The 24,787-nt window shown below is 42.7% G+C and carries 31 protein-coding genes, 1 tRNA gene and 1 other annotated feature; of the genes, 2 read left to right on the plus strand and 30 right to left on the minus strand.

Features of this window, described 5'->3' with window-relative positions; all coding sequences use genetic code 11:
- Window positions 1-157 precede the first annotated feature (157 nt).
- The 16 genes from rplL to LOSG293_RS06260 form a co-directional block, all read right to left on the minus strand.
- On the minus strand, window positions 158-526 hold the full coding sequence (rplL, locus tag LOSG293_RS06185) for a 50S ribosomal protein L7/L12 (RefSeq protein ID WP_034528285.1): 369 nt from the start codon (window positions 524-526) through the stop codon (window positions 158-160).
- Between the two features lie 50 nt (window positions 527-576).
- On the minus strand, window positions 577-1,083 hold the full coding sequence (gene rplJ / locus LOSG293_RS06190) for a 50S ribosomal protein L10 (RefSeq protein ID WP_034528288.1): 507 nt from the start codon (window positions 1,081-1,083) through the stop codon (window positions 577-579).
- Window positions 1,084-1,104: 21 nt separating this feature from the next.
- Window positions 1,105-1,235 (minus strand) — a sequence feature (ribosomal protein L10 leader region).
- 60 nt (window positions 1,236-1,295) lie between these two features.
- On the minus strand, window positions 1,296-1,985 hold the full coding sequence (gene rplA / locus LOSG293_RS06195; protein WP_034528289.1) for a 50S ribosomal protein L1: 690 nt from the start codon (window positions 1,983-1,985) through the stop codon (window positions 1,296-1,298).
- Window positions 1,986-2,085: 100 nt separating this feature from the next.
- Window positions 2,086-2,511, minus strand: a complete 426-nt coding sequence (gene rplK / locus LOSG293_RS06200) for a 50S ribosomal protein L11 (RefSeq protein WP_034528291.1) — start codon at window positions 2,509-2,511, stop codon at window positions 2,086-2,088.
- Window positions 2,512-2,646: 135 nt separating this feature from the next.
- Window positions 2,647-3,198 carry a transcription termination/antitermination protein NusG gene (gene nusG / locus LOSG293_RS06205; RefSeq protein WP_034528293.1) on the minus strand — a complete coding sequence of 184 codons (552 nt, stop codon included), beginning with the start codon at window positions 3,196-3,198 and terminating at the stop codon, window positions 2,647-2,649.
- A gap of 100 nt (window positions 3,199-3,298) precedes the next feature.
- The gene (gene secE, locus LOSG293_RS06210; RefSeq protein WP_034528295.1) at window positions 3,299-3,475 is read right to left on the minus strand and encodes a preprotein translocase subunit SecE; all 177 of its coding nucleotides are present in this window, start codon (window positions 3,473-3,475) and stop codon (window positions 3,299-3,301) included.
- A 26-nt stretch (window positions 3,476-3,501) separates the two neighbouring features.
- Complete coding sequence (gene rpmG, locus LOSG293_RS06215; protein ID WP_034528297.1) at window positions 3,502-3,651, minus strand: 50S ribosomal protein L33; 150 nt, start codon at window positions 3,649-3,651, stop codon at window positions 3,502-3,504.
- A gap of 63 nt (window positions 3,652-3,714) precedes the next feature.
- On the minus strand, window positions 3,715-4,323 hold the full coding sequence (locus tag LOSG293_RS06220; RefSeq protein WP_034528299.1) for a sigma-70 family RNA polymerase sigma factor: 609 nt from the start codon (window positions 4,321-4,323) through the stop codon (window positions 3,715-3,717).
- A gap of 83 nt (window positions 4,324-4,406) precedes the next feature.
- Window positions 4,407-4,943 (minus strand): YacP-like NYN domain-containing protein, encoded by a 537-nt coding sequence (locus tag LOSG293_RS06225; RefSeq protein ID WP_034528301.1) that lies wholly within the window; start codon window positions 4,941-4,943, stop codon window positions 4,407-4,409.
- An 11-nt stretch (window positions 4,944-4,954) separates the two neighbouring features.
- Complete coding sequence (gene rlmB, locus LOSG293_RS06230; protein WP_034528303.1) at window positions 4,955-5,725, minus strand: 23S rRNA (guanosine(2251)-2'-O)-methyltransferase RlmB; 771 nt, start codon at window positions 5,723-5,725, stop codon at window positions 4,955-4,957.
- Window positions 5,722-6,135 carry a Mini-ribonuclease 3 gene (locus LOSG293_RS06235; RefSeq protein WP_034528305.1) on the minus strand — a complete coding sequence of 138 codons (414 nt, stop codon included), beginning with the start codon at window positions 6,133-6,135 and terminating at the stop codon, window positions 5,722-5,724. The genes rlmB and LOSG293_RS06235 overlap by 4 nt, the downstream gene beginning before the upstream one ends.
- A gap of 8 nt (window positions 6,136-6,143) precedes the next feature.
- Entirely contained in the window at window positions 6,144-7,553 is a 1,410-nt protein-coding gene (cysS, locus tag LOSG293_RS06240; protein ID WP_034528307.1) for a cysteine--tRNA ligase, read from the minus strand.
- Window positions 7,554-7,682: 129 nt separating this feature from the next.
- Window positions 7,683-9,173: a glutamate--tRNA ligase gene (gene gltX / locus LOSG293_RS06245; RefSeq protein WP_034528308.1), complete on the minus strand. Its 1,491-nt coding sequence runs from the start codon at window positions 9,171-9,173 to the stop codon at window positions 7,683-7,685.
- 201 nt (window positions 9,174-9,374) lie between these two features.
- On the minus strand, window positions 9,375-10,550 hold the full coding sequence (locus tag LOSG293_RS06250; RefSeq protein WP_034528310.1) for a PIN/TRAM domain-containing protein: 1,176 nt from the start codon (window positions 10,548-10,550) through the stop codon (window positions 9,375-9,377).
- A gap of 35 nt (window positions 10,551-10,585) precedes the next feature.
- Window positions 10,586-11,956 carry a DNA repair protein RadA gene (gene radA / locus LOSG293_RS06255; RefSeq protein ID WP_034528312.1) on the minus strand — a complete coding sequence of 457 codons (1,371 nt, stop codon included), beginning with the start codon at window positions 11,954-11,956 and terminating at the stop codon, window positions 10,586-10,588.
- Window positions 11,957-12,064: 108 nt separating this feature from the next.
- Window positions 12,065-12,601: a dCTP deaminase/dUTPase family protein gene (locus tag LOSG293_RS06260; protein ID WP_034528313.1), complete on the minus strand. Its 537-nt coding sequence runs from the start codon at window positions 12,599-12,601 to the stop codon at window positions 12,065-12,067.
- 129 nt (window positions 12,602-12,730) lie between these two features.
- On the opposite strand from LOSG293_RS06260, the gene LOSG293_RS06265 reads away from it, so the two are divergent.
- Window positions 12,731-14,080, plus strand: coding sequence for a C1 family peptidase (locus LOSG293_RS06265; RefSeq protein ID WP_034528314.1), 1,350 nt, complete (start codon window positions 12,731-12,733; stop codon window positions 14,078-14,080).
- 47 nt (window positions 14,081-14,127) lie between these two features.
- Here LOSG293_RS06265 and LOSG293_RS06270 read toward each other — a convergent pair whose 3' ends face one another.
- The 3 genes from LOSG293_RS06270 to LOSG293_RS06280 form a co-directional block, all read right to left on the minus strand.
- Window positions 14,128-14,799 carry a 2,3-bisphosphoglycerate-dependent phosphoglycerate mutase gene (locus tag LOSG293_RS06270; protein ID WP_034528315.1) on the minus strand — a complete coding sequence of 224 codons (672 nt, stop codon included), beginning with the start codon at window positions 14,797-14,799 and terminating at the stop codon, window positions 14,128-14,130.
- Between the two features lie 113 nt (window positions 14,800-14,912).
- Complete coding sequence (locus LOSG293_RS06275; protein ID WP_051907241.1) at window positions 14,913-15,956, minus strand: DMT family transporter; 1,044 nt, start codon at window positions 15,954-15,956, stop codon at window positions 14,913-14,915.
- A 70-nt stretch (window positions 15,957-16,026) separates the two neighbouring features.
- Window positions 16,027-16,986 (minus strand): AEC family transporter, encoded by a 960-nt coding sequence (locus LOSG293_RS06280; RefSeq protein ID WP_034528360.1) that lies wholly within the window; start codon window positions 16,984-16,986, stop codon window positions 16,027-16,029.
- Window positions 16,987-17,215: 229 nt separating this feature from the next.
- On the opposite strand from LOSG293_RS06280, the gene LOSG293_RS06285 reads away from it, so the two are divergent.
- Entirely contained in the window at window positions 17,216-18,346 is a 1,131-nt protein-coding gene (locus LOSG293_RS06285; RefSeq protein ID WP_034528316.1) for an LCP family protein, read from the plus strand.
- A gap of 101 nt (window positions 18,347-18,447) precedes the next feature.
- Here the strand turns inward: LOSG293_RS06285 and LOSG293_RS06290 are convergent, their stop codons facing one another.
- The 11 genes from LOSG293_RS06290 to LOSG293_RS06335 all read right to left on the minus strand — a co-directional run bounded on the left by LOSG293_RS06290 (window position 18,448) and on the right by LOSG293_RS06335 (window position 24,694).
- Window positions 18,448-18,957 (minus strand): hypothetical protein, encoded by a 510-nt coding sequence (locus LOSG293_RS06290; protein WP_034528317.1) that lies wholly within the window; start codon window positions 18,955-18,957, stop codon window positions 18,448-18,450.
- Window positions 18,954-19,319, minus strand: a complete 366-nt coding sequence (locus LOSG293_RS06295) for a DUF956 family protein (protein ID WP_034528319.1) — start codon at window positions 19,317-19,319, stop codon at window positions 18,954-18,956. The genes LOSG293_RS06290 and LOSG293_RS06295 overlap by 4 nt, the downstream gene beginning before the upstream one ends.
- Window positions 19,320-19,337: 18 nt before the next feature.
- The gene (locus LOSG293_RS06300; protein ID WP_034528321.1) at window positions 19,338-20,186 is read right to left on the minus strand and encodes a PTS system mannose/fructose/sorbose family transporter subunit IID; all 849 of its coding nucleotides are present in this window, start codon (window positions 20,184-20,186) and stop codon (window positions 19,338-19,340) included.
- Window positions 20,187-20,200: 14 nt separating this feature from the next.
- Window positions 20,201-21,022: a PTS mannose/fructose/sorbose transporter subunit IIC gene (locus LOSG293_RS06305; RefSeq protein ID WP_034528323.1), complete on the minus strand. Its 822-nt coding sequence runs from the start codon at window positions 21,020-21,022 to the stop codon at window positions 20,201-20,203.
- A gap of 30 nt (window positions 21,023-21,052) precedes the next feature.
- On the minus strand, window positions 21,053-21,547 hold the full coding sequence (locus LOSG293_RS10045; RefSeq protein ID WP_034528325.1) for a PTS sugar transporter subunit IIB: 495 nt from the start codon (window positions 21,545-21,547) through the stop codon (window positions 21,053-21,055).
- A 39-nt stretch (window positions 21,548-21,586) separates the two neighbouring features.
- A complete protein-coding gene (locus tag LOSG293_RS10050; protein ID WP_034528327.1) occupies window positions 21,587-22,009 on the minus strand; it encodes a PTS sugar transporter subunit IIA in 423 nt (140 codons plus the stop codon).
- A gap of 315 nt (window positions 22,010-22,324) precedes the next feature.
- Window positions 22,325-22,951, minus strand: coding sequence for an HAD family hydrolase (locus LOSG293_RS06315; protein WP_081919918.1), 627 nt, complete (start codon window positions 22,949-22,951; stop codon window positions 22,325-22,327).
- A 19-nt stretch (window positions 22,952-22,970) separates the two neighbouring features.
- Window positions 22,971-23,714, minus strand: a complete 744-nt coding sequence (locus LOSG293_RS06320; RefSeq protein ID WP_034528329.1) for a DeoR/GlpR family DNA-binding transcription regulator — start codon at window positions 23,712-23,714, stop codon at window positions 22,971-22,973.
- Window positions 23,715-23,773: 59 nt separating this feature from the next.
- Window positions 23,774-23,983 (minus strand): helix-turn-helix domain-containing protein, encoded by a 210-nt coding sequence (locus tag LOSG293_RS06325; RefSeq protein ID WP_034528331.1) that lies wholly within the window; start codon window positions 23,981-23,983, stop codon window positions 23,774-23,776.
- Window positions 23,984-23,992: 9 nt separating this feature from the next.
- Entirely contained in the window at window positions 23,993-24,475 is a 483-nt protein-coding gene (locus tag LOSG293_RS06330) for a DUF2975 domain-containing protein (RefSeq protein WP_034528333.1), read from the minus strand.
- A 134-nt stretch (window positions 24,476-24,609) separates the two neighbouring features.
- Window positions 24,610-24,694, minus strand: a tRNA-Leu gene (locus LOSG293_RS06335).
- Between the last annotated feature and the right edge of the window lie 93 nt (window positions 24,695-24,787).

The raw sequence follows: 24,787 nt of genomic DNA on the forward strand, positions 1-24,787 counted from the left end.
TGAACCAAGCAAGAACCAAAAAAAGAGTAATTTCAAGGGCTGTTTAGCCTTTGAAATTACTCTATAAATTGTTCATCAACAGGATTTGACAAAGAGCCGTTATTTCTTGCAATCTGCCAAACAAAAAAAGCAGATCATTCGATCTGCTTTTAAATGACTACTTAAGAGTAACAGTAGCGCCAACTTCTTCAAGCTTAGCCTTGATGTCGTTAGCTTCGTCTTCTGAAACGCCTTCTTTAACGATTGAAGGTGCACCGTCAACAAGACCCTTAGCGTCTTTCAAGCCAAGTCCAGTGATTTCACGAACTGCCTTGATAGCCTTAACCTTTTGGTCACCTGATGCAGTGATTTCAACATCGTATGAATCCTTAGCTGCATCGGCGTCGCCACCAGCAGCGCCAGCAACTGCAACTGGTGCAGCAGCTGAAACGTCAAATTCTTCTTCGATAGCCTTAACCAAATCGTTTAAATCAGTAATTGAAGCTTCCTTAAGGGAAGCAATGATAGAATCTTTATCAAAAGCCATTTTTGTTTCCTCCGTTTTTTTAAAGTAAATCGCATTGTGTTGGGACTAGCTTAGGCAGCGTCGCCTTCGCCAGCTTTGTCAGCAACAGCCTTAACAGCTCTTGCAATCTTACGCATAGGATCTTGTAATGCACTTGCAAGCATTGAAAGTAAGTCTTCACGACTAGGTAATGTAGCGTAAACGTTGATTTCATCAAGTGAGACGATCTTTTCTTCGATCAAACCACCCTTGATAGAAAGCTTGTCATTACCGTCAGCAAACTTCTTCAAGATCTTAGCAGGTGCGATTGCATCCTCATCAGAGAAAGCAACAGCAGATGGGCCGTTAAAGATATCCTTTAAGTCACCATAACCTGCCTTGTCAGCAGCACGTGTCAAAATCTTGTTTTTGATGACGCTCATTGAAACACCAGCGTTACGTAATTGTGTACGTAATTCTGTTACTTCAGCAACATCTAAACCACGATAATCGACCACGATGGCTGAGGCAGCATTGTTGAATCGTTCTGTAACTTCTTCAACTTGTTTTGCCTTCATAGCAATATTTTCGTTACTCATGTTTTTCACCTCCCGCAAATTTTTGGGATAAAAAAATCCCCGTGTCCACCCGACACAGAGAGCAAAGTACTATCATATTGATAATAATTTCCTCGGCAGGCATTAATTAAGGCTTTCGCCACCTGAGTCTTAGGCAGAACATGAATTAACTATACTAAGTTACCACGTAATCTTAGTTTAGTCAATCAGGGATTTTTAAATTAAAAGTTGATTTAGAATGTTGTTAAATCAACAGTAACACTTGGTCCGAATGTTGATGAAATTGAAACATGCTTTACGTATGTTCCCTTAACAGCAGCAGGACGGGCACTAACAATCACATTTTCAATGGTTGTTAAGTTACCGATAAGCTTGTCAGTATCGAATGACAACTTACCAACTGGCACAGCAACGTTACCGTCACGGTCAGTTCTGTAAGTTACCTTACCAGCCTTAGATTCTGATACGGCCTTACCAACTTCCATGGTAACAGTACCAGTCTTAGGGTTTGGCATTAAGTTCTTAGGTCCAAGAATACGGCCTAAACGACCTACTTTGGCCATCATGTCAGGTGTTGCGATAGCAACATCGAAATCTAACCAGCCATCTTGGATACGTTGTACTAAGTCATCGTCACCAACAACGTCAGCACCGGCATCCTTGGCTTCTTGAGCCTTTTCACCCTTAGCAAATACAACAACAGTTTGATCCTTACCAGTACCGTTTGGTAAAACTACGGCACCACGTAATTGTTGGTCTGCTTGCTTAGTATCTAAGTTTAAATGGAATACGATTTCCATAGTTGCGTCAAATTTAGCGAAATCAATCTTCTTAACTAATTCCACAGCTTCCGTTACAGAGTAGCTCTTTTCTTGATCTACTTGCTTAAAAGCGTCTTGGTACTTTTTACCTCTTTTAGCCATCTTTCTGTTTTCCTCCTTGCAAATGTGGTTATAGCGGATTTACCTCCCACTTGATACATTCACTTTCATGAAGTATCCGACTAGCAATCTCAACATGAGATTAACCTTCGACAGTGAAACCCATGCTTCTTGCAGTTCCTTCAACCATGCGCATAGCTGCTTCTACATCAGCAGCGTTTAGGTCTTGCATTTTGGTTTGAGCGATTTCCTTAACTTGATCCTTGGTTACAGTAGCAACCTTGTTCGTGTTTGGTTCGCCAGAACCCTTTTCAACGCCAGCAGCCTTCTTAAGAAGAACAGCAGCTGGTGGTGTCTTAGTAATGAAGTCGAATGAACGGTCTTCATAAACTGAGATAACAACTGGAATAATCATTCCAGCTTGGTCAGCAGTACGTGCATTGAATTCCTTAGTGAATCCCATGATGTTGATACCGGCTTGACCTAAAGCTGGTCCAACTGGTGGAGCTGGTGTTGCTTTACCAGCTGGTATTTGTAATTTAACTACATTAGCTACTTTTTTAGCCACGAGACATACCTCCTTGAGTCCGTGTGTGGTAAATGGAGATGTAAATTTCTCCTCCCACTTCGTATGTAAAACATACTAGAATAGTGTACCACAGAAGTTCTGAATTACCAATAAAAAATATGAGAACGAATCGTCTTAATCGAGCACTGGATCGATTTGATCAAAGTTTAACTCGGTACTGGTTTCACGACCGAACATGTTGATGTTAACCTTCATCTTCAACTTCTCGTTGTCGACTTCAGTAACCTTACCTTCAAGGCCTGCAAAAGCACCATCAACAATCTTCACAACGTCGCCTTCATTCACGTCAAGATCTTGATGACGCGCACTCATTCCGATTCGTTGAAGGACAAGCTCAACTTCATCAGGCAACAATGGCGTTGGCTTTGAACCTTGTCCGTGAGAACCAATAAATCCGGTAACGCCTGGTGTGTTACGAACCACGTACCAAGATTGGTCGGTCATGACCATTTCCACCAACACGTAACCAGGGAAAGTCTTGTCCATCTTGATTTTTTCTTTACCGTTCTTTACTTCACGTTCCTCTTCTTCTGGAACAACAACCCGGAAGATGAAATCGCTCATCCCCATGGATTGAGCTCGTGATTCAAGATTCATCTTAACTTTGTTTTCGTATCCTGAGTAAGTATGAAGGACATACCACTCTTTTTCAGCTGATTCGACCATTTGCGATTCTCCTTTTTCCAAAATAAAAAAACCTCGACAAGCGAAGTTTTCGGTCAACAAACATTCAATTAATTAAACCATTTAAACGGCTATTAGTCAACTAGGACAACAGCTGAATGCCGGCTTGCACAAGATAGTCAACGATCGCAAAGAAGATTGCAAAAAGCACTGATGTCGTCACAACAGCACTTGTGTCGCGACGGGTTTGCTTGGCGTTAGGCCATGAAACGTTCTTCATTTCCTGAACCACACTACCTAAAAATCTGAAAAAGCGCATGCTAGTTTCCTCCTAAGTTCTCGTGATTAACGAGTTTCTTGATGCATCGTGTATTTACCACAGTGTTTACAAAACTTTTTGACTTCTAACCGGTGCGTCCGATTTGGGCTGTATGCAATCGTGTAATTGCGTGAGCCACAAACGGAACAGGCAAGAGCAACTTTCTTTTGTGCCATTGCTAGCACCTCCTTAAAAACAGAACAATTTTACCATCATAAAACGGTAGCGTCAATTCATGCTTAATGTTCGAGCAAGCGTTGAGCTTTTTTGTGTGCCCGCTCGTAGGCACTTCTCACTTTTCTAACGGGAACTTTTAAATTCAAGGCGACGGCTTCCAACGTAGGATGCGAAAAGGTTTTTAATAGGACCTCTCGTTCAAACGGTGACAGCTGAACCGCTAAATAGTCTTGAATCGCCTCATCGTACAAGGTCTTAGTTTCCGGTAACACTACCTTATCATCTTGAAGACTATTTTCATAGAATTCCGGATCGATGTCCAAAGAATAAGCAATTCGATCCATTTGACGTTTATAGGCCAAACTTGCACGTAATAAATCCACCCGCTGGTTAATTAAAATTCGCTTGTAATACGCCCCAAATGTAATGCGGCGACTGGTTGAATAACTGCTAGCGGCCTTCCATAAGACGTAAGAGGCCTCTTGAACCCAATCATCCCACTCTAGACCGCTAATTGGATAACGTGTTTCAATACTCCGAATCAAGGGATAATAACGTATCAATAGCTCGCTAAAAAGTAACGATGTTTCACTTGTTAACTGCTCTAAGATTTCTAAGTCAGTTAGTTGATGGTACGTCCCCGTTTGCTGGTTAAATCGTTTAATCGTCATGCCGTGTCCTCCAAAGGTTTTGTTAAACACAGCTTACTGATGAACGCCTTAACACGAAAGAGAACGTATTATCGTAATTTAAACTATTTCTTGGGCTTCTTGTTTGTCAGTTGTTCGCGTAAGGCTTCGAGAGCATCCATTTGCTTATTATCCCAAGGTGACTTGCGGACACTTCCCAAATCATTGTAGCGACTAGCCTCTTGATTGACTTCTTTTTTTGATAAATGCATATCACTTAATAATTCATTAGTGGGAATACGTAAGGCACCCTGTGAAAAAATCATCCACTGTTCGGCCTGATCATCAGTTGCGACCATAACCTGAAGTAACGGTGACTGTTTGCGTCTGGCAAGTGCTTCAATGTAACTATCAGCCGTTTCGTTCTTAGCGGTCCACACAATTTGTAGACCCCGATAGTGCTTTGCTTGCGTGGTCCCCGGAACGTACATGGCATCAAAAACCAGGATAATATCAATATCACGATATTTGCGATACTCCACCATCATTTGAATGAGCTTGTCTCGAGCGTCTTCTAGTCGATTTTGAAGTTTTAATTGTTTCAAGTCGGGCCAACTGCCAATTAAATTGTAAGCATCAACAATCAATAACTCTTTCTTCATTTAACGTCCCCCTAATTTAACGGGTTACGAGAATTGAAAGCCTGGTACATTAGTAAACTAGCCGCCACACTAGCATTTAAACTTTGTACGTGACCGACCATTGGAATGCTAAGTGTTTCATCGACATTTTTTTGAAGTAATGGGGAAACACCCTTGCCTTCGTTACCAATAATTAAGCCAACTGCACCCTTGGCGTTCCAGCGCCGGTAATCCGTCCCATCCATAGCCGTTCCAAAGATCCAGACGCCGGCCTTTTTGAGATCCTTAACCGTGTTCACGAGGTTGGTCACTCGAGCAACAGGTACGTGTTCAATGGCCCCAGTCGAGGTCTTGGCGACCACTGCGGTCAAGCCAACCGCCCGGCGTTTCGGAATAATAATTCCGTGCGCACCAACGGCATCCGCCGTTCTCATGATAGACCCCAGGTTATGAGGATCTTCCAGGTTATCCAGGATTAAGAAGAATGGATCTTCTTCTTTTTGCTTAGCGTTTTCAAATAGGTCATCGATAGTGGCATATTTGAACGCTGCAACCGTTAGGACAACCCCTTGGTGGTTTTCATGGATACTTAGCTGATCCAGCTTTTGCTTGGGTGATTTTTGAATGACTAAGTTACGCCGCTTTGCTAAACGCATAATTTCATCAATGATTTCACCCTTGGCATCATTTTGAATGAAGACCTTGTTAATTTCTTGCTTGCTTCTCAGGGCAGCGACGGCCGGGTGACGACCGATGACGAATTCGGATTCCTCATCCTCAAACTTTTGATCTTTTTCTGTCATTTTCTTGTCCTTCCTGCCTCAACCTGAGTGATACACCACGCTGCTAATTCATCAACGCGTTCTGTCTGATTACTTAAGAATAAATAACCAAACAGTGCTTCAAATCCAGTTGAAATGCGGTACGTTACGACATCCGTGTTCTTAGCATGCGTATAGCTCTTCGCGTTACGGCCCCGTTTGAAGAAGTTCCATTCGTCCTCCGACAAAACGGCGTCCTCTTCCATAAGGCCGATAAGTGCTGCTTGCGCCTTCGCTGAGACATAGTTGGTAGCCCGATGTTGCAAATTTGTGGGCTTCATAACGCCGAGTTCTAATAAGCGTTGCCGCACGTACACTTCATAAATGCCATCGCCCATATAGGCTAATGTCACGCCATTTAGCTGATTATAATCTACTGTTGATTCCTTCATCTATTGCGTTATTCCTCTCTTCTCCACCGAGTTCCTTGTGGTGTGTCTTCCAAAATAATCCCTTGAGCCTTTAACTGTTCACGAATTTCATCGCTACGGGCAAAATCTTTATTCTTTCGAGCGTCAAGTCGCTCCTGAATCAGTGCCTCAATGTGATCATCCTTAAGTTCTTCACTCTTTAGCACAATCCCAAATACATTAACCATCGCTTGTAGTTGTTCCAGAATCATTTTGATGGTGCCCTGATCAACTCGTTGGTTTTCGGCATAAATGTTGCCTAACTTGGCAAGTTCATAAACTTGTGCAATCCCATTTTGGGCATTGAAATCATCATCCATGGCATCCACAAAGTTCGCTTGAATCTGCCGAACTTCCTGATCAACCTTTGGATCATTCCCTGCTTCAGCGTCCTTCAAGCGATAATTCAAGTTATTGTAGGCCGTCTCTAATCGCTTTAAGTTGTTGGCGGCATCAGCCAAATTGGCCTCAGTATATTGAATCGGACGACGATATTGAGTCGTTGCCATGAAGAAGCGTAAGACCTCTGGGGCCACTGTCTTAATGATGTCATGTACCGTCACAAAGTTGCCCAATGATTTACTCATCTTTTCGTTGGCATCCCCAACCGTCACGAAACCATTGTGTAGCCAGTAATTGGCAAACTTCTGTCCCGTCTTCGCTTCCGTCTGAGCAATTTCATTTTCATGATGTGGGAATTCTAGATCTTGGCCACCACCATGAATGTCGATAGTATCCCCGAGATACTTCGTCGACATCACTGAACATTCAATGTGCCAACCTGGACGACCCGCGCCCCATGGCGATTCCCAAGAAATCTCTTCCGGCTTAGCTGCCTTCCAGAGGGCAAAGTCAATTGGGTCTTCCTTTTTCTCAAGTTCCGCAGGATCGGTATGCTCACTGGCTCCGACTTCAAGCTCGTCGATGTTTTGATCCGAGAGCTCCCCATAATGTTCGAAATGACGAGCGCGGTAGTACACGTCACCGACTGACTCGTAAGCGAACCCTTTTTCAATCAAGACCTTAATGAAATCAATGATTTCAGGAATATTTTCGGTCGCACGGGGATTCACCGTTGCCGGCTCGATGTTGATGGCACTGGTATCCTCTTTGAAGGCCTCAATAAACCGATCCGCCACTTCGGGTACGGTGATATTCAATTCTTTAGCAGCTTTGATGAGCTTGTCATCAACGTCAGTAAAGTTGGAAACATAGTTCACCTTGTAGCCTTTATATTCAAAGTAGCGCCGAATGGTATCAAATGCGATAGCACTTCTCGCATTTCCAATGTGGATATAGTTATAAACTGTGGGGCCACAGACATACATGTTCACCACGTTTGGGTTAATGGATTTAAAAACTTCTTTCTGCCGCGTTAGTGTATTAAAAACTTTTAGCATGATTGTGTACCCCTCTCAATATTAGATTCTACTTTATTCTAGCATATCCGAACCCGCAAACGACAATGATAATGATTGCCTAATCGCAAAACCCGCCGATTGTAAATGAGCCAATCAGCGGGTTTAAGGTTACTTAATTTGATCGATTGTTTGTTTAACGTGTTCCAAGGCGGTTTCGCGACCAACTAATTCGATTGATTCTGGTAATTCTGGACCATGCATTTCGTGCGTCACAGCAATTCGGATTGGCATCCAAAGCTTGCGACCCTTAATACCAGTTTCCCTTTGAATTGCTTTGATTGTTTGGAAAATCTCAACCTTATCAAAGATAGCAATAGCTTGGAGACGCTTGTAAAGTTCTTCAAGAACTTGAAGGGCATCCTCGTTATTGTTCAATTCTTCAAGCGCTTCACCTTCAACTTGTTCAGGTTCTTCGAAAAAGACACTAGCCATTTCGTTGATTTGCGCCATGTAGCTCATTTGTTGCTTGTAAACGTTGATTAACTTACGAGCCCATTCGATGGTCTTAGCATCAGGATTTTCAGGCAAGTTACCACTCTTGATCAATTGAATTAAAGCCAAGTGCATTACTTCGTCTTCATCAGACTTTTTCACGTATTGGTTGTTAATCCATTCGAGTTTCTTGCTATCAAATGTAGCTGGTGACTTGCTCAAACGCTTTTCATCGTACATCTTGACGAAGTCCTTGAGTGAGAAGATTTCTTCCTCGCCCACTGGTGACCAGCCCAAGAGAATGATAAAGTTTAATAAGGCGTCTGGAAGATAACCCAATTCACGGTATTGTTCGATAAATTGAAGCACGGATTCGTCACGCTTTGAAAGCTTTTTACCAGTATCCTTACTGATAATCAGACTCATGTGACCGAATTGTGGTGCTTCCCAACCAAAGGCTTCATAAATCATCAATTGCTTTGGTGTGTTAGCAACATGGTCGTCTCCACGGAAGACGTGGCTGATTTCCATCATGTGGTCATCCACAACAACCGCAAAGTTGTAAGTTGGTGTGCCATCAGCTTTTGCAATGACAAAGTCGCCACCAATTGTGCCTGATTCAAATGAGACGTTACCCTTAACGATATCATCCCAGGCATAGGTCTTGTTTTCAGGTACTCGGAAACGAATAACGGGTTGAATCCCCTTTGCCTTAGCATCAGCAATCTTAGCTTCACGTTCAGCATCCGTCATTCCGGCAAACTCGTATTCGTAGTGTGGCATTTCTTTCCGTGCTTTTTGTGCATCACGGTCTGCTTGAAGCTCTTCTTCAGATTTGTATGATTCGTAAGCTTTACCTTCATCCAATAACTGTTGAATCAATGGCTTGTAAATATCGCCACGTTCAGATTGACGGTAAGGGCCAAAATCACCTGGCTTGTCAGGACCTTCATCCCAGTCCATACCAAGCCATTTTAAGTTATCAAGTTGGCTGCGTTCGCCATCTTCAATGTTCCGTTTTGTATCTGTGTCTTCAATCCGGATAATGAACTTACCCTTATTGTGTCGTGCATATAAGTAATTAAATAGTGCAGTACGTGCGTTTCCAATATGCAAATGTCCAGTTGGACTAGGCGCATAACGAACGCGAATTGATTTGTTTGCCAATGCAAATGCCGCCTCTTTCTTAAATTTCTCAAAATCCGATGATGATCATCGGTCAAAAATCTCGCTCTCTCAGTTTACAATGGAATGACATAAAAATAAAGGTAAGGCACCAGAAATCCGCTGGATACTTTTTAATTAGTTAAATCAGATGGACAATTAAGCGCAAAAAACGCCAGTCATCGATGACTAGCGTTCATTGAATTACTTTTTGTGATTGTTCGAATGTGTTGAACCATTACTTGCTTTCCGTTCGTGATCAGAAATGCCACGAGAAGAATGTTCTGGTTTAGCAAAAATCATTCGGCCAGCATCTGTTTGAATAGCTGACGTAACCGTCACTTCAATCGTTTGGTTCAGGTAGAAACGACCTTCTTCAACGACCACCATGGTGCCATCGTCCAAGTAAGCCACCCCTTGTTGACGCTCGCTCCCGTTCTTAACCACCATCACCTTGAGCGTTTCACCCGGAATGACCCGCGGCTTCAATGCGTTACTCAAAGCGTTAATGTTCAAGACGGAAACGTTTTGGAATTCAATCACTTTATTCAAATTGTAGTCGTTCGTTACGATAATGCCGTTAACTTCTTTAGCTAACCGAATTAGCTTACTATCGACTTCTGGAATGTCCTCATAGTCACCTTCGTACATTTCAACTGGAATAATATCTTCGTTTTGAAGCTTATTCAGAATGTCTAAGCCGCGACGACCACGAACTCGTTTGATACTATCGCTAGAATCCGCAATATACTGCAATTCATAAAGAACGAAATTAGGCACTAAGAGTGTGCCTTCCAAGAAACCTGTCTTAGCAATATCATAAATTCGCCCATCAATCAGAATGTTGGTATCCAAGATTTTGTAATGGTGATAGTTCTTGTCTATTGGTCGATCAATGATGGACGTTTCCTCATCCCCATCCCGGTCGCGTGAACGTTTTGACCGAAATTGGAACAGCTTACCCCACTCGTCTAATCGCGTCGTACCAAGCCGAAAGCCAAGATAGGCAAACGCCAACATCAAAATCAATGGCACGACAGTATTCAGAATAAACAAATCAGACTGGAAGAAGAAAGTCGAAATCAAAACCGCAATGACTAAGCCAATAATCATCGCTAGACTACCAAACAGGAGATAAATCGGACTCTTAGAAGATAGAAATTGCTCTGCTTGATCGAGTAGTCTGACGAACCACTTTGAAAAAATAAATGATAATAGCGAGAAAATTAAAAGCCCAATAATAGCGTTCGTGAAAAAATTGTTTAGCACTTGATTATCACCTTCACCCCATAGTTCCCAAAAGACGGGGGTGTATGTGATACCCATGACAATTCCGACCACTACAAAAATCAATCGAATAATGTTTGTTTTTCGTTGCATATGTTTTCACCTCCTTTCAAGGTGTGAACAATCACCTAATTCAAGACCTTACGCAATGCCTCGTGAATTGTTGCCACACCAACCACTTCAATATTATTTGGCGGATTCCATCCCTGTAAATTATTCTTCGGAATGTAAATTCGTTTAAATCCTAGTTTAGCGGCTTCGGCAACTCGTTGTTCAATCCGATTAACTCGGCGAATCTCACCCGTTAAGCCAATTTCACCAACATAGCACTCATCTGGATTAGTGCCTTGGTCCTTGTAGCTTGAGGCAATGCTGATTGCCATCGCCAAATCAATTGCGGGTTCATCCAGCTTTACGCCACCAGCAGCTTTCAAATAGGCATCCTGGTTTTGCAACAATAGGTTAGCCCGCTTTTCAAGAACTGCCATAATCAATGAAACCCGGTTACGGTCCAATCCGGCAGCCGTTCGCTGTGCATTTCCAAAAACGGATGGTGTGATTAGCGCTTGAATTTCTACCAAAATTGGTCGAGTTCCTTCCATGGACACCACGATTGAGGATCCGGTAGCATCCGCTAAGCGTTCTTCCAAAAAGATTTCTGAAGGATTTTTCACTTCTCGTAAGCCACCATCGCGCATTTCAAAAATGCCTAATTCGTTAGTGGAGCCAAAACGATTCTTCACCGCCCGTAAAATTCGGTAGGTATGGTGAAGATCCCCCTCAAAATACAGAACGGTATCTACCATATGCTCCAGAATCTTAGGCCCGGCGATTGCACCACCTTTGGTCACATGACCCACGACGAAAATGGTGATGTTATTGGTTTTGGCGATTTGCATCAATTCCGCCGTCACTTCGCGAATCTGAGAAACGGAACCTACCGCTGAGGTGACATCAGGTTCCGACATAGTTTGAACCGAATCAATCACAACGTAATCTGGCTTTAGCTCCTCAATATTATTCCGAATAGAATGCATGTCGGTTTCCGGATAGAGATACAAGTTCTCACTATGCACATCTAAACGTCCTGCCCGCATCTTAATCTGGTTAGCACTTTCCTCACCAGAGACGTATAGCACCGTGCCTCCCGTTTGGCTCAATTGACCCGAAACTTGAAGTAACAGCGTTGATTTCCCAATTCCGGGATCACCACCGATTAACACCAGTGAACCAGGAACAATCCCGCCACCTAATACGCGGTTGAGTTCCTGCATCTCCGTCTTGACTCTTGGCTCTTCTGCCATCGTCACGTCAGTCATTTTTTCTGGTTTAGCATGGGTTCCAGAAAAGCTAACCCGCGCCTGGCGGCTCGTGGACTCAGATTCAAGGGTTTCTTCAACCAGTGTGTTCCACTTGCCACAGTTGGGACATCGGCCCAAAAAACGTGGTGAATGGTACCCACAGTTTTGACATACAAATTGCGTTTTAGCTTTGGCCATTCCGATTCCCCTTATATTATGATTTGACTTTTATTAACCAAACTTCATTTTAGCATATTGTGCGAGTTTGATAACTAATTCGCATGCAGTTTTAAATCCTCTTAAAGATTATTGATCAGACGAGCCAAATCCACCGGTTCTAACCGCTTGACCGCCCTTGTCATCATCAGTTGTTAGGTAGTTTAAAAAGACGCCTTGACCAATTCGTTCACCTTTTTTTATTTTCCGGTCAAACAGACCAAAATTAATCAATTGAAAGAAAATTTCACCTTCATTATTTTCATTATTATAATAATCAGCATCAATCACACCAATTCCGTTCGGTAAGACGGTCCCATGCTTCAGCGGACTACTTGAACGGTTAGCCAAAATAAGAACTTCGTCTGGTTGCATGTACGCTTTGATACCGGTAGGAACCAGCAATGGCTTCAAAATCTTACGAGCTTTTTCCGCGTCTTCATCGGTATACTGCTGTCCCTTTCGGATCAATTTAAGGATTTTGAGGAAATCCAATTTCCAAATTGAAGGCAACACGAAATCCGTCGCACTTTCAAAATCATATCCGGCAGCGTGAGTCGTCGTTCGGTACGGTAAGTTGAGTCCTTGCGTTTGGTACTTGTTAACAATTTCAAATCCACGTTTCATCGTTAAATCCTCCCAATATTATCTTGTCACCAGTTTACACTAAATAATGACACTCGCATTGTAAAATTAGACTTAATTTATTAGAACATTGGAGTACAATAAGAAAATAAGCAAAGGAGAGTGACCAATTTGAGTGAATCATCAAAATCCGCCATTAGTTTGGCACAAATTAACCAGTATCATGACAATTATTTGGCACGCAAGGATGCTAAAGTCATCCAGCGTTCAGTTTCCCACCAAGGGATTCTAGCAACCAGCGCTGATTTTGCATCAGACGTTGATATGTCCCCTGTTTTCTCAATCGATTTGAACACGGGTAAAGTCGCTAACCAAAAACAAAGTGGCCGTTGTTGGATGTTTGCCGCATTGAACACCATGCGTCATCATTTAGCCGACCTATTTAACTTAACTGACTTCGAACTTTCTCAGAATTACACCAACTTCTGGGACAAGTTCGAAAAGGCTAACTATTTCTACGAAAATGTCTTGGCAACCGCTGACCAACCTCGTACTAGTCGTAAGGTGGCCTTCCTCATGGAGACACCACAACAAGATGGTGGCCAATGGGACATGCTTTGTGCCATCATTGAAAAGTACGGTATTGCACCTAAGTCAGTGATGCCCGAAACTTATAACAGTTCAAAATCTAGCGAACTCAACTCGGTCCTCAACACTAAATTACGTAAAGACGCTATCGTTTTGCGCAAATTAGTTGCTGACGGCGCAACTGATGACAAGATTCAATCAACTCGTCAATCAATGCTTGCGGACGTCTACAAGATTCTTAGCTACACTTTAGGCGAACCCGTTCAAAAGTTTGACTTTGAGTACCGTGATGACGATAAAAATTATCACATTGATCGCGACTTAACACCACTTTCATTCTACGAAAAGTACGTCGGCTGGGACCTATCCGAATACGTTTCAATTATCAACTCGCCTACCGATGACAAGCCATACAACAAGACCTATACCGTTGAAATGCTTGGCAACGTGGTCGGTGGCCGTCAAGTGAAGCATTTAAACGTCGACATCCAGACTTTCAAAGACTTAGCCATCAAACAACTCAAGGATGGCCAAAGCGTTTGGTTTGGTTGCGATGTTGGTAAGAGTTCTGACCGCCAAAAAGGGATTATGGACGTCAACGCTTACCAAAAGGACGAGCTTTTGGATGTTGACCTTTCTATGAGTAAGGCAGAACGTCTAGATTACGGTGAAAGTTTGATGACGCACGCCATGGTCTTGACTGGCGTAGATCTGGTTGACGACAAACCAACTAAGTGGAAAGTTGAAAATAGCTGGGGCGAAAAAGTCGGTACAAAAGGCTACTTTGTCATGAGTGACGCTTGGTTAGACGAATACTGCTACCAAGTTGTTGTGAACAAGAAATACCTTTCTGAAGACTTACAACAAGCTCAAAGTGAAGCGCCAGCTTTGCTAGAACCTTGGGATCCAATGGGTGCCCTTGCTTCTAACTAAATAAATATTAATCAAAAAACGATTATCCATTGCGGATAATCGTTTTTTTAGTCGAGATAATGCTTATTCAAAATATGCAACCAAGCATCAAATTCATACAAAATAGGTTTGCCATTAGGCACCTCGACCTTATCAATTTGGTCATCTGAAATCTGATCTAGGTACTTAATGAGGGCTCGAAGGGTACTACCATGTGCCACAACTAATTGGTTATGCCCAGCTAATAAGCGAGGCGCGATCTGATCCTGCCAATAAGGCATCAATCGCTTATACGCCATTTCCAGGCTTTCGCCGCGCGGCACGATGCCCTGCCAGTTCGCGTATTTAGGATCATAGTCCGGTTGTGCCAATAATGGTGGAACAACTTTAAAACTACGTCGCCATAATTTAACTTGCGCCTCGCCCACTTCGGCTTTGACCTGATCTTTATTCTGACCACGCAATGCACCATAGTGACGTTCATTTAAGCGCCAACTCTTGTGCTCTGGAATGTACAATTGTTTCGTCTCTTCCAATACAATGTGGGCCGTTTTGATTGCCCGATACAACATTGACGTATGTAAGTCGTGAAAAACAAGTCCCGTCTCCGCAATCAATCGACCGGCATCGTGGGCTTGCTGAATACCCTTTTCGGTCAAGGGGACATCAGTCCAGCCGGTAAAAATCCGGTCACGATTGGCCTCGCTTTCACCATGCCGCATAATTACTAGTTTTACCATACCAATTCTTCCTCCGTAGTTCATTTTACCGAACCCGTTATTCAATATCAAAGGTTTGTTAATAAGTGAACAACCGTGAACCGAAAAAACAAGACCTTAACAGTCTTGTTTGGTTAGTTATTTGAACTTGGTTCATTCACTAAACTTGAATCATGTGGTGTAGCTAAATCCGCTTGAAGCGTTGTAGCATCCACTGTTTCTTCAGGATTCGTTAAGTCCGAACGACGAGCTTTGACTCGATTCCCCATGAAGGTAATCACGGATCCAATCAAAATAATGACAATTCCGATGATGGTTAGTGGTAAAATCTTTTCACCTAAAATGATTGCAGCCATAATCGGTGCCAGCGCTGGTTTGATGAAGAAAACTAGCGAGGCGGTCGAAACGTCTGAACGTTCCATGGCAAGGAAATAGAAAGCAAAGCCGCCACCAGTCACGCAGACGCCAATAAAGAATAACAACCAGAAATAATGTAGGTTAACGTTCTGGATGATTGGAATGGCGCTGAACTGTTTCAATCCACTTACGCCAGCTAAACCGTTCGCAATTAATGGAACATGTGTTAAACCCACTAAAATCAAGAGCTCGGTAGCTCCAGCAATAAAAGTATAGGCCGTCATGGTCAACCCGCTGAACCGACGCTTAACGGAACCATATCGCGACACGATACTGTACAAGCCAAACGTTAAGGCTGAGCCGATTGCAAGCGACATCCCCAACGGATTGGTGAGGTGGGTTGGGTTCACAATCACAATTAAGCCAACAATCGACACAACCACTGCAATTAGGTTAGCCCGACCAAGATGTTCGTGCAGTAATAAGTACGAAAAGATGAGTGCAAACACTGGATTGCAGCTAAATAATACGGCCACCGTTGAGGCCTGATCAGAGGCAATGGCCAACTGGTATAACGTCATGCTGACAATCACACAGATAAAGCCAGTCAAGGCAAAGAGTCCCCAATCTCGCAATGTGATTCGAATATGACTTTGCGCATTGCTGTGCGTAGCTAATGGTAGCAGAATCAACCCACCAACATAAAACCGAATCAAATTAAGTTGGATTGGATTAAACGCGCCACCGGCGAACTTCAAAGCAATTTCCATTGAGCTAAACATTAAAGTTGAAAATAAAATAAAGAGCATTGTTTTTCGCAAAACGTTAAATTGTCGCTTCCTTTTTTAAACTAAAACACAATTTCAATTATAGGCCGGCCTAAACCGGAATTCAAATTTGCTGCGTAAAAGATTTCAACAGTACCATCAAAATTGGGATCACTATTAGACTTAGTAGCGTCGTTTCGGTTACCATAATAGCCGCAAAGTTTGCATCAGCCCCGTACAGCTTGGCAACTACCGGTGCGTTCGTCATGACCGGCATAGCCGACTGCATAATGAAAACTTGTTTCATTAAAAGTGGCATATCGGTTGGCAAAACAAGTAATGACATCACGATTGGTGCAATCAAGAACCGTCCCATTAGGATTGCAATATTGGCACGGTTAAGCGTCAGGTTGGTAATCCCAACGTTGGCAATCGCGATCCCAATAAAAATCATAGAGAGTGGAATCGTTAACCCACCAATATATTGCATATCTTCCATCAGAAAGTTTGGTAATTTAATCTTCAGTAAGACGAGCACGACCCCAAACATAAAACCGAGCAATGGCGGTGAAAAGATTTTCTTCACCGTTGGCCAAAACTCAATTTTCTGGTCGACTACCCCATCTTTTTGAATGAGGTAAACGCCTAAAGTCCAGAAAAACGTGGTATTGGCCATGTAATAAACCAACACGTACGGCAAACTCTTAGTACCAAACAAAGCCATATTCACAGGCAATCCGACGAAAACAGTGTTTGAATTTAAAAACATCGATTCAAACAACCCCTTATGTGACTGACGAACTCGGAAAACCTTATATGTCGCGATAGCCAAGGCATACAGAATGAGCATCGAAACCACTGGGAATCTCAGTTCAGGTAACGTCGTTCGTAACGTAGCCACCGTAAACTGTTTCGTGATGGTATAAATCATATAAGCTGGAAGTGCAATTTGCGTCACCAACCTCGCAATGAGGCGGCTAGCATAATCGTTGAACCAGCCACGAACCGTAAGTACGTACCCCACTGCAATCATGACCATAATAACCAAGACGCCAGAAATACTCTGATAAAACACACCAAACATTCCCACTTGCAACGACCTTTCTCATGAAACTTTCTTAAGTAATTTTAATGTTTTCCATTATATCATACGCTCTTACTTACTTTGACTAACCAAGATGGTAAAATAACAGTAACCTTTTTGTCATAATTATCAATAACTTAAGAACACCTTAACAAGTGCACCTTTGCTATTCTTTTCATTAGTTATCAGCTATAATATTGACAGAATTTTTTTGAATCGAGGGAACCTCATGCGAAACAGCAATCATGAACCATCATCAGATTTTGATAATTTGAGTCGACGTGGTAGTGATCACTTCACTAGCCGAAAGAAAAAGCACCACCGAGTACTTTGGTCCATCCTATTTCTTCTTTTAATCCTCCTTGTAGGTGGTAGTGCCTGGGCCTATCACGCGTATAACGACGCCAAGAATACTTTTCACCAGACTTATCAGGCTGGGAGTGTTAACAAGCTTAGAAATGTTTCTAGCCAATTGCAACAGGGCAAACCAATCTCAATCCTACTTTTAGGAACGGATACCGGCGCCCTCGGTCGAAGTGACGTTGGTCGGACAGATACGATTATCGTTGCAACGGTCAATGCTAAACGTGAAAAGGTAACCTTGACCAGTATCCCTCGTGATACACCGGTTAATATTACTGAAAGTGGTTCGACTTACCAAGAAAAGATTAATGCCGCCTACACTATTGGTGGTGCTAACACAGCAGTAAAAGCTGTTCAGGATCTGCTCGATGTGCCAATTGATTTTTACGCACTGGTCAACATGGGTGGCCTTGAAAAAATGGTCGATGCCGTTGGCGGTGTCGATGTTACACCACCTTTAACATTTAAGTACGGAAAAGCTAACGTCACGAAGGGTAAGAAAGTTCATTTGACTGGTCGAGAAGCCCTCGATTATTCGAGAATGCGACATTCAGATCCCAAGGGTGATTACGGACGTCAAACTCGACAACGTCAAGTCATTGAAAAGTTGATTTTAAAGGCCGTTAGCCTTGGTTCAGTTACTCGCTACAAACAAATTTTAACTTCAATCTCAGGCAACATGAAAACTGATTTAACCTTCAACGATATGCTCACCATCGCAACTAAGTATGGTGATGCTTCTCATCATATGAAGTCACAACATTTACAAGGTACAGGTCAAATGATCAATGGTGCCGCTTATGAAGTACCATCAAATACCGAACTAAAGAAAGTTTCAAATAGTATTCGAAAAGCACTCGGTATCAAGGAAACGACCAATTTTACAACGGATGCGGATAATTCATCCACATCGACTTCCTCTGACACGACAACGAGTTACGGGAGTACCGACACGACAGATACGACAACCGGTGGTGGCGGATACGGCAGTTACTAAAACCTCAAAAAGGACCTACAGAAATTCATATTCTGTAGGTCCTTTTTTTATGTCTTACAAATAAAAATCCCGACACTCACAGTTGTCAGGACTCTTCATTTCTATTTTTTGAAGCTATCTAGGATGGCCATACACAGCCCCGTCGCGGTCGGTAATGAGATGGATTCATCCGCAGCAAACACATAATTGCTTGGATTAGAAACATCTCGCCGAAGCGCCAGTAGCTTTCGACTCGAATCACTTGTTCGAAGCTCGAAATAAGTATTGGCTGGATAAGGCACTAGCGTGAGCGCTTCATCCCCCACTTCTACTTTGTACGGCTGTTGATAATTGCTATTCTGGGTCGACAGACTTGCAACTTTTTGCTCGCCAACGACGATATCGTATTTACTGCCAAACACCTGAATTTTAGATTCTAAAGCAAGTGGTTCACCCTTGACCGACATTTCAAATGTCGTTGGGATTGAAACCAACCAACCAAAGAAAGAATTCCAAATGCTAGACCAGAAATGATCCTTCGCGGTGGCAATCTGGTGCCCTTCACTATCTTTCAACACGAAACGTTTTCCGTGCTTCGCATTGACGTTTAAGTAAGCCTTTGTGATCGTCATTTTTTCGATCTCCCCTTTGGCTTAAAGATTGATTTGAAGCTAACACCATCCCGATAGACCATGATTTGCTGATGATCCATCTTCCGATTAAAAACGTGAACAGCGCGCTTCGTATCACGTGTTAAAAACTGAATTCGTTGACCATTCTTTGTGAGTACAAAGAATCCACGAAACCATTTCTTAAAGAGCACCTGAACCTGTATCTTAACGATTTGGTCGTAAGGAATCTGAACCCTTCGCTGGGCTAAATCAGGGGTAAATTCAATCCCAACGTTTCCCAAGACTAAGTCACCGTGTTGGGCTTTAAGTTGATTAGGAAAATAATTCGCCTTGATATGCAATTCATTGATTTGATTTAACAAGTCGCTTCACACCATTTCTTATCCGAGTAATCCAATCCAGAAACCAAAGATACCAATAGCAAACATCAAGAAAATCAACCAAATAGCGTTAATCTTCTTCCGTAGTAACCAAATACACATAAACGTTAACAACAGTGGAATAATTCCTGGCAATAATTGATCAAAGATGCCTTGAAGGGTCATCGTTGTTGTCTTACCGTTAACTGTTGCCTTTGAAATAACCAATGGGAAGTTAATCGTGGTCCAACGAGGCACTAGCACACCCATGATAAACATACCAAGGATTGAAGCACCGGTTGTTAGCTTTTGAATTAAACTACCACCAAGGTTAGCCACGATGTTAGTTCCTTGTTCGTATCCAATTTTTTGAAGGTACCAACGAGCTGCTAAACGCATCGCGTTCCAGGCAACGAAGAAGACGATTGGTGCCAAGATGCCTGATCCAGAAAGTGCCAAGCTGGCAGCGAATGAAGCGATAACCGGACGTGCAGTTCCCCAGAAGATTGGGTCCCCAACACCAGCTAATGGTCCCATCGTACCAACTTTAACACTGGCAATCGTGGCATCGTCAATGGCTTTACCATTGGCACGTTCTTCTTCCATCGCCATTGAAATCCCACCGATTAGGGAGGTCATAATTGGCGTCGTTTGCATAAAGGTCAAGTGTCGCTTAAGGGCAGCGGCCGTTTCGGCGTCGTCATCCTTATACAAGCGCTTGATTGCGGGAATCATTTGGAAACAGAATCCAACGTTTTGCACCCGTTCATAGTTCCATGATCCTTGTAGAAAACCGGAACGCCAGAATGTCTTGACCATATCACTCTTGGTTAATTTTTTTCTGTTTGTTGCTGCTTGATTTTCAGCCATTTGATCTCACCCCTCTATAATTCATCCAGGGCCCGATCAATATCATCGGCTCCTGAATTACTTTCTTCGTCACCGGTTGCACCACTAACAACAGCAGTTTGAGCGTTGAAACGTGGTGAAAGCTTGACGTAGATTAAGGCGAGACATAGACCTAAAATACCAAACGCAATCAAGTTGAGCTTTGTGATAGCGGCAAGGACGAAACCGATAAAGAAGAATGGCCATACTTCGTTGTTGGCCATCATATTAATAACCATCGCAAATCCGACAACAACCACGAAACCACCAGCGATTGAAAGACCCTTGGTGATAACTTCAGGAATGGCATTCAGTGCACTTTGGACAGCTTGTGGACTGACAATAGTAACGATGTAGGTTGGGATTGCAATTCTCAAACCTTGAATAACCATATCTAAGTAGTGAATACCATCGATACCCTTTATATCAGCTTTTGCAGCACGGCTATCAACAACGTGCGCCATCAAAACGATTAATGAACGAACGAAAATGTTCAACACTTGTCCGGCAATTGCTAATGGGATGGCAATCGCGATACCGTTTGAAACACTCAAGTTGGCTGGTCCACAAACTAAAACCGCTGAAACAATTGAAGCAAGTGCAGCGTCAGGTGGAATGGCCGAACCAATATTCATCCAACCAATTGCTATCAATTGAAGTTGTCCACCAAGTAAAACACCTGATTGAACATCTCCGAGTGCTAAACCAACAAGCGTACAGGCTATAAGTGGTTGAGCGAGCTCCCATTCATCGAGGACAACGTCGACCCCGGCTAGGAAGGCAACGATCAGTAATAATATTACAGAAATCGCACTCATTTATCTCATCCCTTTAAATTTATTAGCTAACTATAGGTCAGCTTTCTTTAATAATCCCATAACGTCAACAGCTGAATCTCCCGGAACCTGTTGCCGCGATAATTTGGTACCGTGTTCATTTAAACTCTTGAATGCAGCAACATCATCGTCGTTAACAGATAAGTTTGAAGCGATGATTGTTTTACCTTCTTCAAAAGTCATGTTCCCAACGTTAATCTCAGGAATCGAAATTCCCCCTTCAACCAAACGTTCCATATCTCGAGGACCTTCAGTAAGTAGAAGAACTTGGAGACTATCGAGGCGCTCATCTGAGTATGCCTTGATGGCACGGTCAACACTTAAAACATTCGCTTTGATGCCTGCGGGCGCTGCTTGAACCAGCAACGTTTTCCGTAATGCATCGTTAACAACTGTATCTGAAACGATAAAAATTCGGTTAGGCTTCACCATATTCACCCAACCAGTTGCAACTTGACCGTGTAATAGTCGATTATCAATCCGAGCTAATTTAATCTTGAATGGCATGAGAATGCCTCCTTTTTTAATCTATTTTTTGACTTTGATCTAAAGAAGATCGTCGTCATCACCTGCATCTTCTTGCAGTTCTAAATGCTTAACGCCCGCCTTGGCAGTCTCTTCCAAGTGTGGCACAACTTGACTCAAGTCTTGGTCACGAACTGTATATGCTTCAATAAGCATCGGTAAGTTCAATCCCGTCATGAGTGCCATTGTGTCAAGGTGTTCCGCTACAATCCGACTTGCTGCATTAAATGGTGAACCACCCCAAAGATCGACTAGGAATAACACTTGGTCATCCTTATCAAACTTGCCGAGCGCCGCATTATACTTTGCAAGCAAGTCATCTGGACCTTCTGTGGGCTCAAAGGTTACAGTTTCAACCTTTTCCTGTTCGCCAAAAATCATGCTAGCAGATTGGAGAATGCCCTTTGCAAAATTACCATGACTCGCAACGATAATCGCTAACATCTTGCCACCTCCTTCTTTTAATTGGACACCTGATCAACCGCAAATAATTGCTTGTCTCAAAGTTCTGAAATTGAACGCGCTTATATTTTCAAAAGAGCTTATAAAAATAAAAAATAGTTGAAAATGAGTCGTTGGTGCCTGTAAATAATATAGCACATAATAGCGCTTACATCTATATAAAATCAACGTTTTGCGCGATTTTTCACAATAAAAATAAGATTTCTTTCAAATGAAAACTAGAGACCCTTTCGAACGAAAGCTAAACTTATTCCAAACAAAAAGGTGCTCACTCGCGAGCACCTTTTCATCTTCACTTTATAATTGTAATAGGTCAGTTGGCTTTTCAAGAATGTATTCGGCACCTTTAAGTGTCTTCGCATGCGGATTATCGCCCCAAGCCACTAGTGCAAAGGAGACCCCCGCAGCATGTGCGGCTTCCAGATCATAAGGGGTATCGCCCACGTAAACTGTTTCCTCGTTTATAGCACCCATGCGCTTCACCGCCAAGATAATCGGATCTGGCGCAGGTTTGCCTCGTTTGACATCTTCAGCAAAGACAAACTCGGAGAAGTACTGATCAAGACCTAGCGGCTCAATATCACGCTCAAATTCAAACTTCTTTTTAGAGGTCATAATGGCTAACTCCGTATTAGGTTTTGCCTTTAATTGAGCCAAACCAGTTTCAATCCCAGGAAAAATCTTAACTTGATCCTGATGTTGAGGTACCTGCTTCACCCATTCATCGGTGATTTCCGGAATTTGGCCTGCCGGAATCTCTAGCCGTTTCAAGGCATCCAAACTTGGAATGCCAAAAGTTGCCGTTAGATCCGAATAAGGACGGTCAATCCCGTGCTTCACCAAAACATCCTGTAATGACAGCATGTACATGGTTTCCGTATCAATCAGTGTCCCATCAATATCAAAAATAAAATTTTTAATCATAGTGGTCCTGCTTCGGTGTTTACACAATCACCGTTTCTAGTTGATTTTGACGCATCAGCTGAATCCCGCGATCGTCAATCGAATCATCCGTAAAAATGGCACTCACATCATTGAAATCAAACTCGCGAACCGTGCCCGGATTACTAAACTTAGTTGAATCAGTCAGTACGATGGTCTGCTTCGCATGCCGCATCATGCCACGTGCTGCCTCGCTACGATCCAGGTTATTATTGGTAAAGCCGCGAATCGGATCAATCCCATCTACTCCAACGAAGAGCTTATCGACGTAAAAATTAGCCGCCATTTGCTCTACCATCGGTCCAATATTGACCTGAGCGGACTTTTGAAACTCGCCTCCTAAAAGCACAAGCTTCACACCTTTGATTGCACGTAAATGGGTAACAATAAAGATTGAATTAGTGATGATAGTGATCCCCGAGTGCTGTGTGGCAACTTCGTTTGCAAACAAGGAACATGTTGAGCCATTTTCAATCATGATGGTTTCATTGTCGGAAACCAGTTCCACTGCCTTCTGTGCAATTCGCAATTTTTCTTCATAGTGGGAAGACAACCGAATTTGCGTGTCGTCTGAATCGTTAAGAACGACACTCCCCCGATGGCGCTTGATAAACCCTAAATCCTCTAAGTGAACCAAATCTTTTCGAATCGTAACCTGCGACACATTAAAAGCTTCCGCAAGCCGACTCACTTCGACTTCTTTTTCGCGATTCACTAGCGAAATGATCTTTGCTTCCCTATCCATACTGTCACCTCATTAAAATTGTATCATATTTAGATAAGAGAATTGAAATTATTGCAATCCTATACCTGATCTTCATACCTTAAAATATCACCAGGCTGACAATTCAACGCTTTGCAAATAGCTGCTAGGGTCGAGAAGCGAATCGCCTTAGCCTTACCGGTCTTTAGGATTGATAAGTTAGCCATTGTCAGACCCACCTGATCGGCCAAATCCGTGAGTGTCATTTTTCGCTTAGCTAGCATGACATCTAACGTTACGATAATTTCCATAATTTCACCTCACACCGTCAAATCGTTTTCAGACTTCAGCACAATTGCCTGCTTAAGCAATTTTTGTAAAACCGCTACGAAAACGGTCATGGCTGCGCTAGCAAATGCGACAAGCATCCCCATCAAAACCAATCCTGGGGCATCTTCCGCCTGCGCAACAAAGTAGAAAAACGGCGAGCCAATCAAAAAGACGGCACAGACAAACAGACTAGCGTACTTAATTCGAATGAGTGGTCGAATGGTGACGGCCGAAAAAACCTCTTGCCGCTCGATTCGGGTTAGGATCAACCAAGCTTGCGTGACGGCATACAGAAAAGCAGCCCACAATGCCTCTATTTGCAGCCCCATCGCTAAGTAAGCCCAAGCCGTCGTAAACTCCCGCCAGTCAGTAAAGACGACGTAGATGAAGCGAACGAAGACGCCCATGATGACTAAGACAATCAAGCTTAAAATAATGAGCGCAATTTTTAAAAACCAAGATTCCTTCTTCATGTTCATTCCTCTTTTCGGTTTAATTAACCTCAGCATATCAAGCTATTTATCGTTTATCAATAAAAAATACCCGTTTTTCAATAAAAATTAAACAAAAAAAGAGTTGTCTCAGAGAGACAACTCTTTTAAGTTAGTGCGGCCAAGAAGACTCGAACTTCCACCGGGATAATCCCGACAAGATCCTTAATCTTGCGCGTCTGCCAATTCCGCCATGGCCGCATATCAACAAGAAATACTATATCAAAGATTGACCACTCTGACAATAGCTTCTTGCAATTTTTTTGAAATCTATTTCAGAAAAATGATTTTTTA

It is taken from the genome of Secundilactobacillus oryzae JCM 18671 (genome assembly GCF_000740055.1).
In the GTDB taxonomy this organism is placed as follows: Bacteria; Bacillota; Bacilli; order Lactobacillales; family Lactobacillaceae; genus Secundilactobacillus; species Secundilactobacillus oryzae.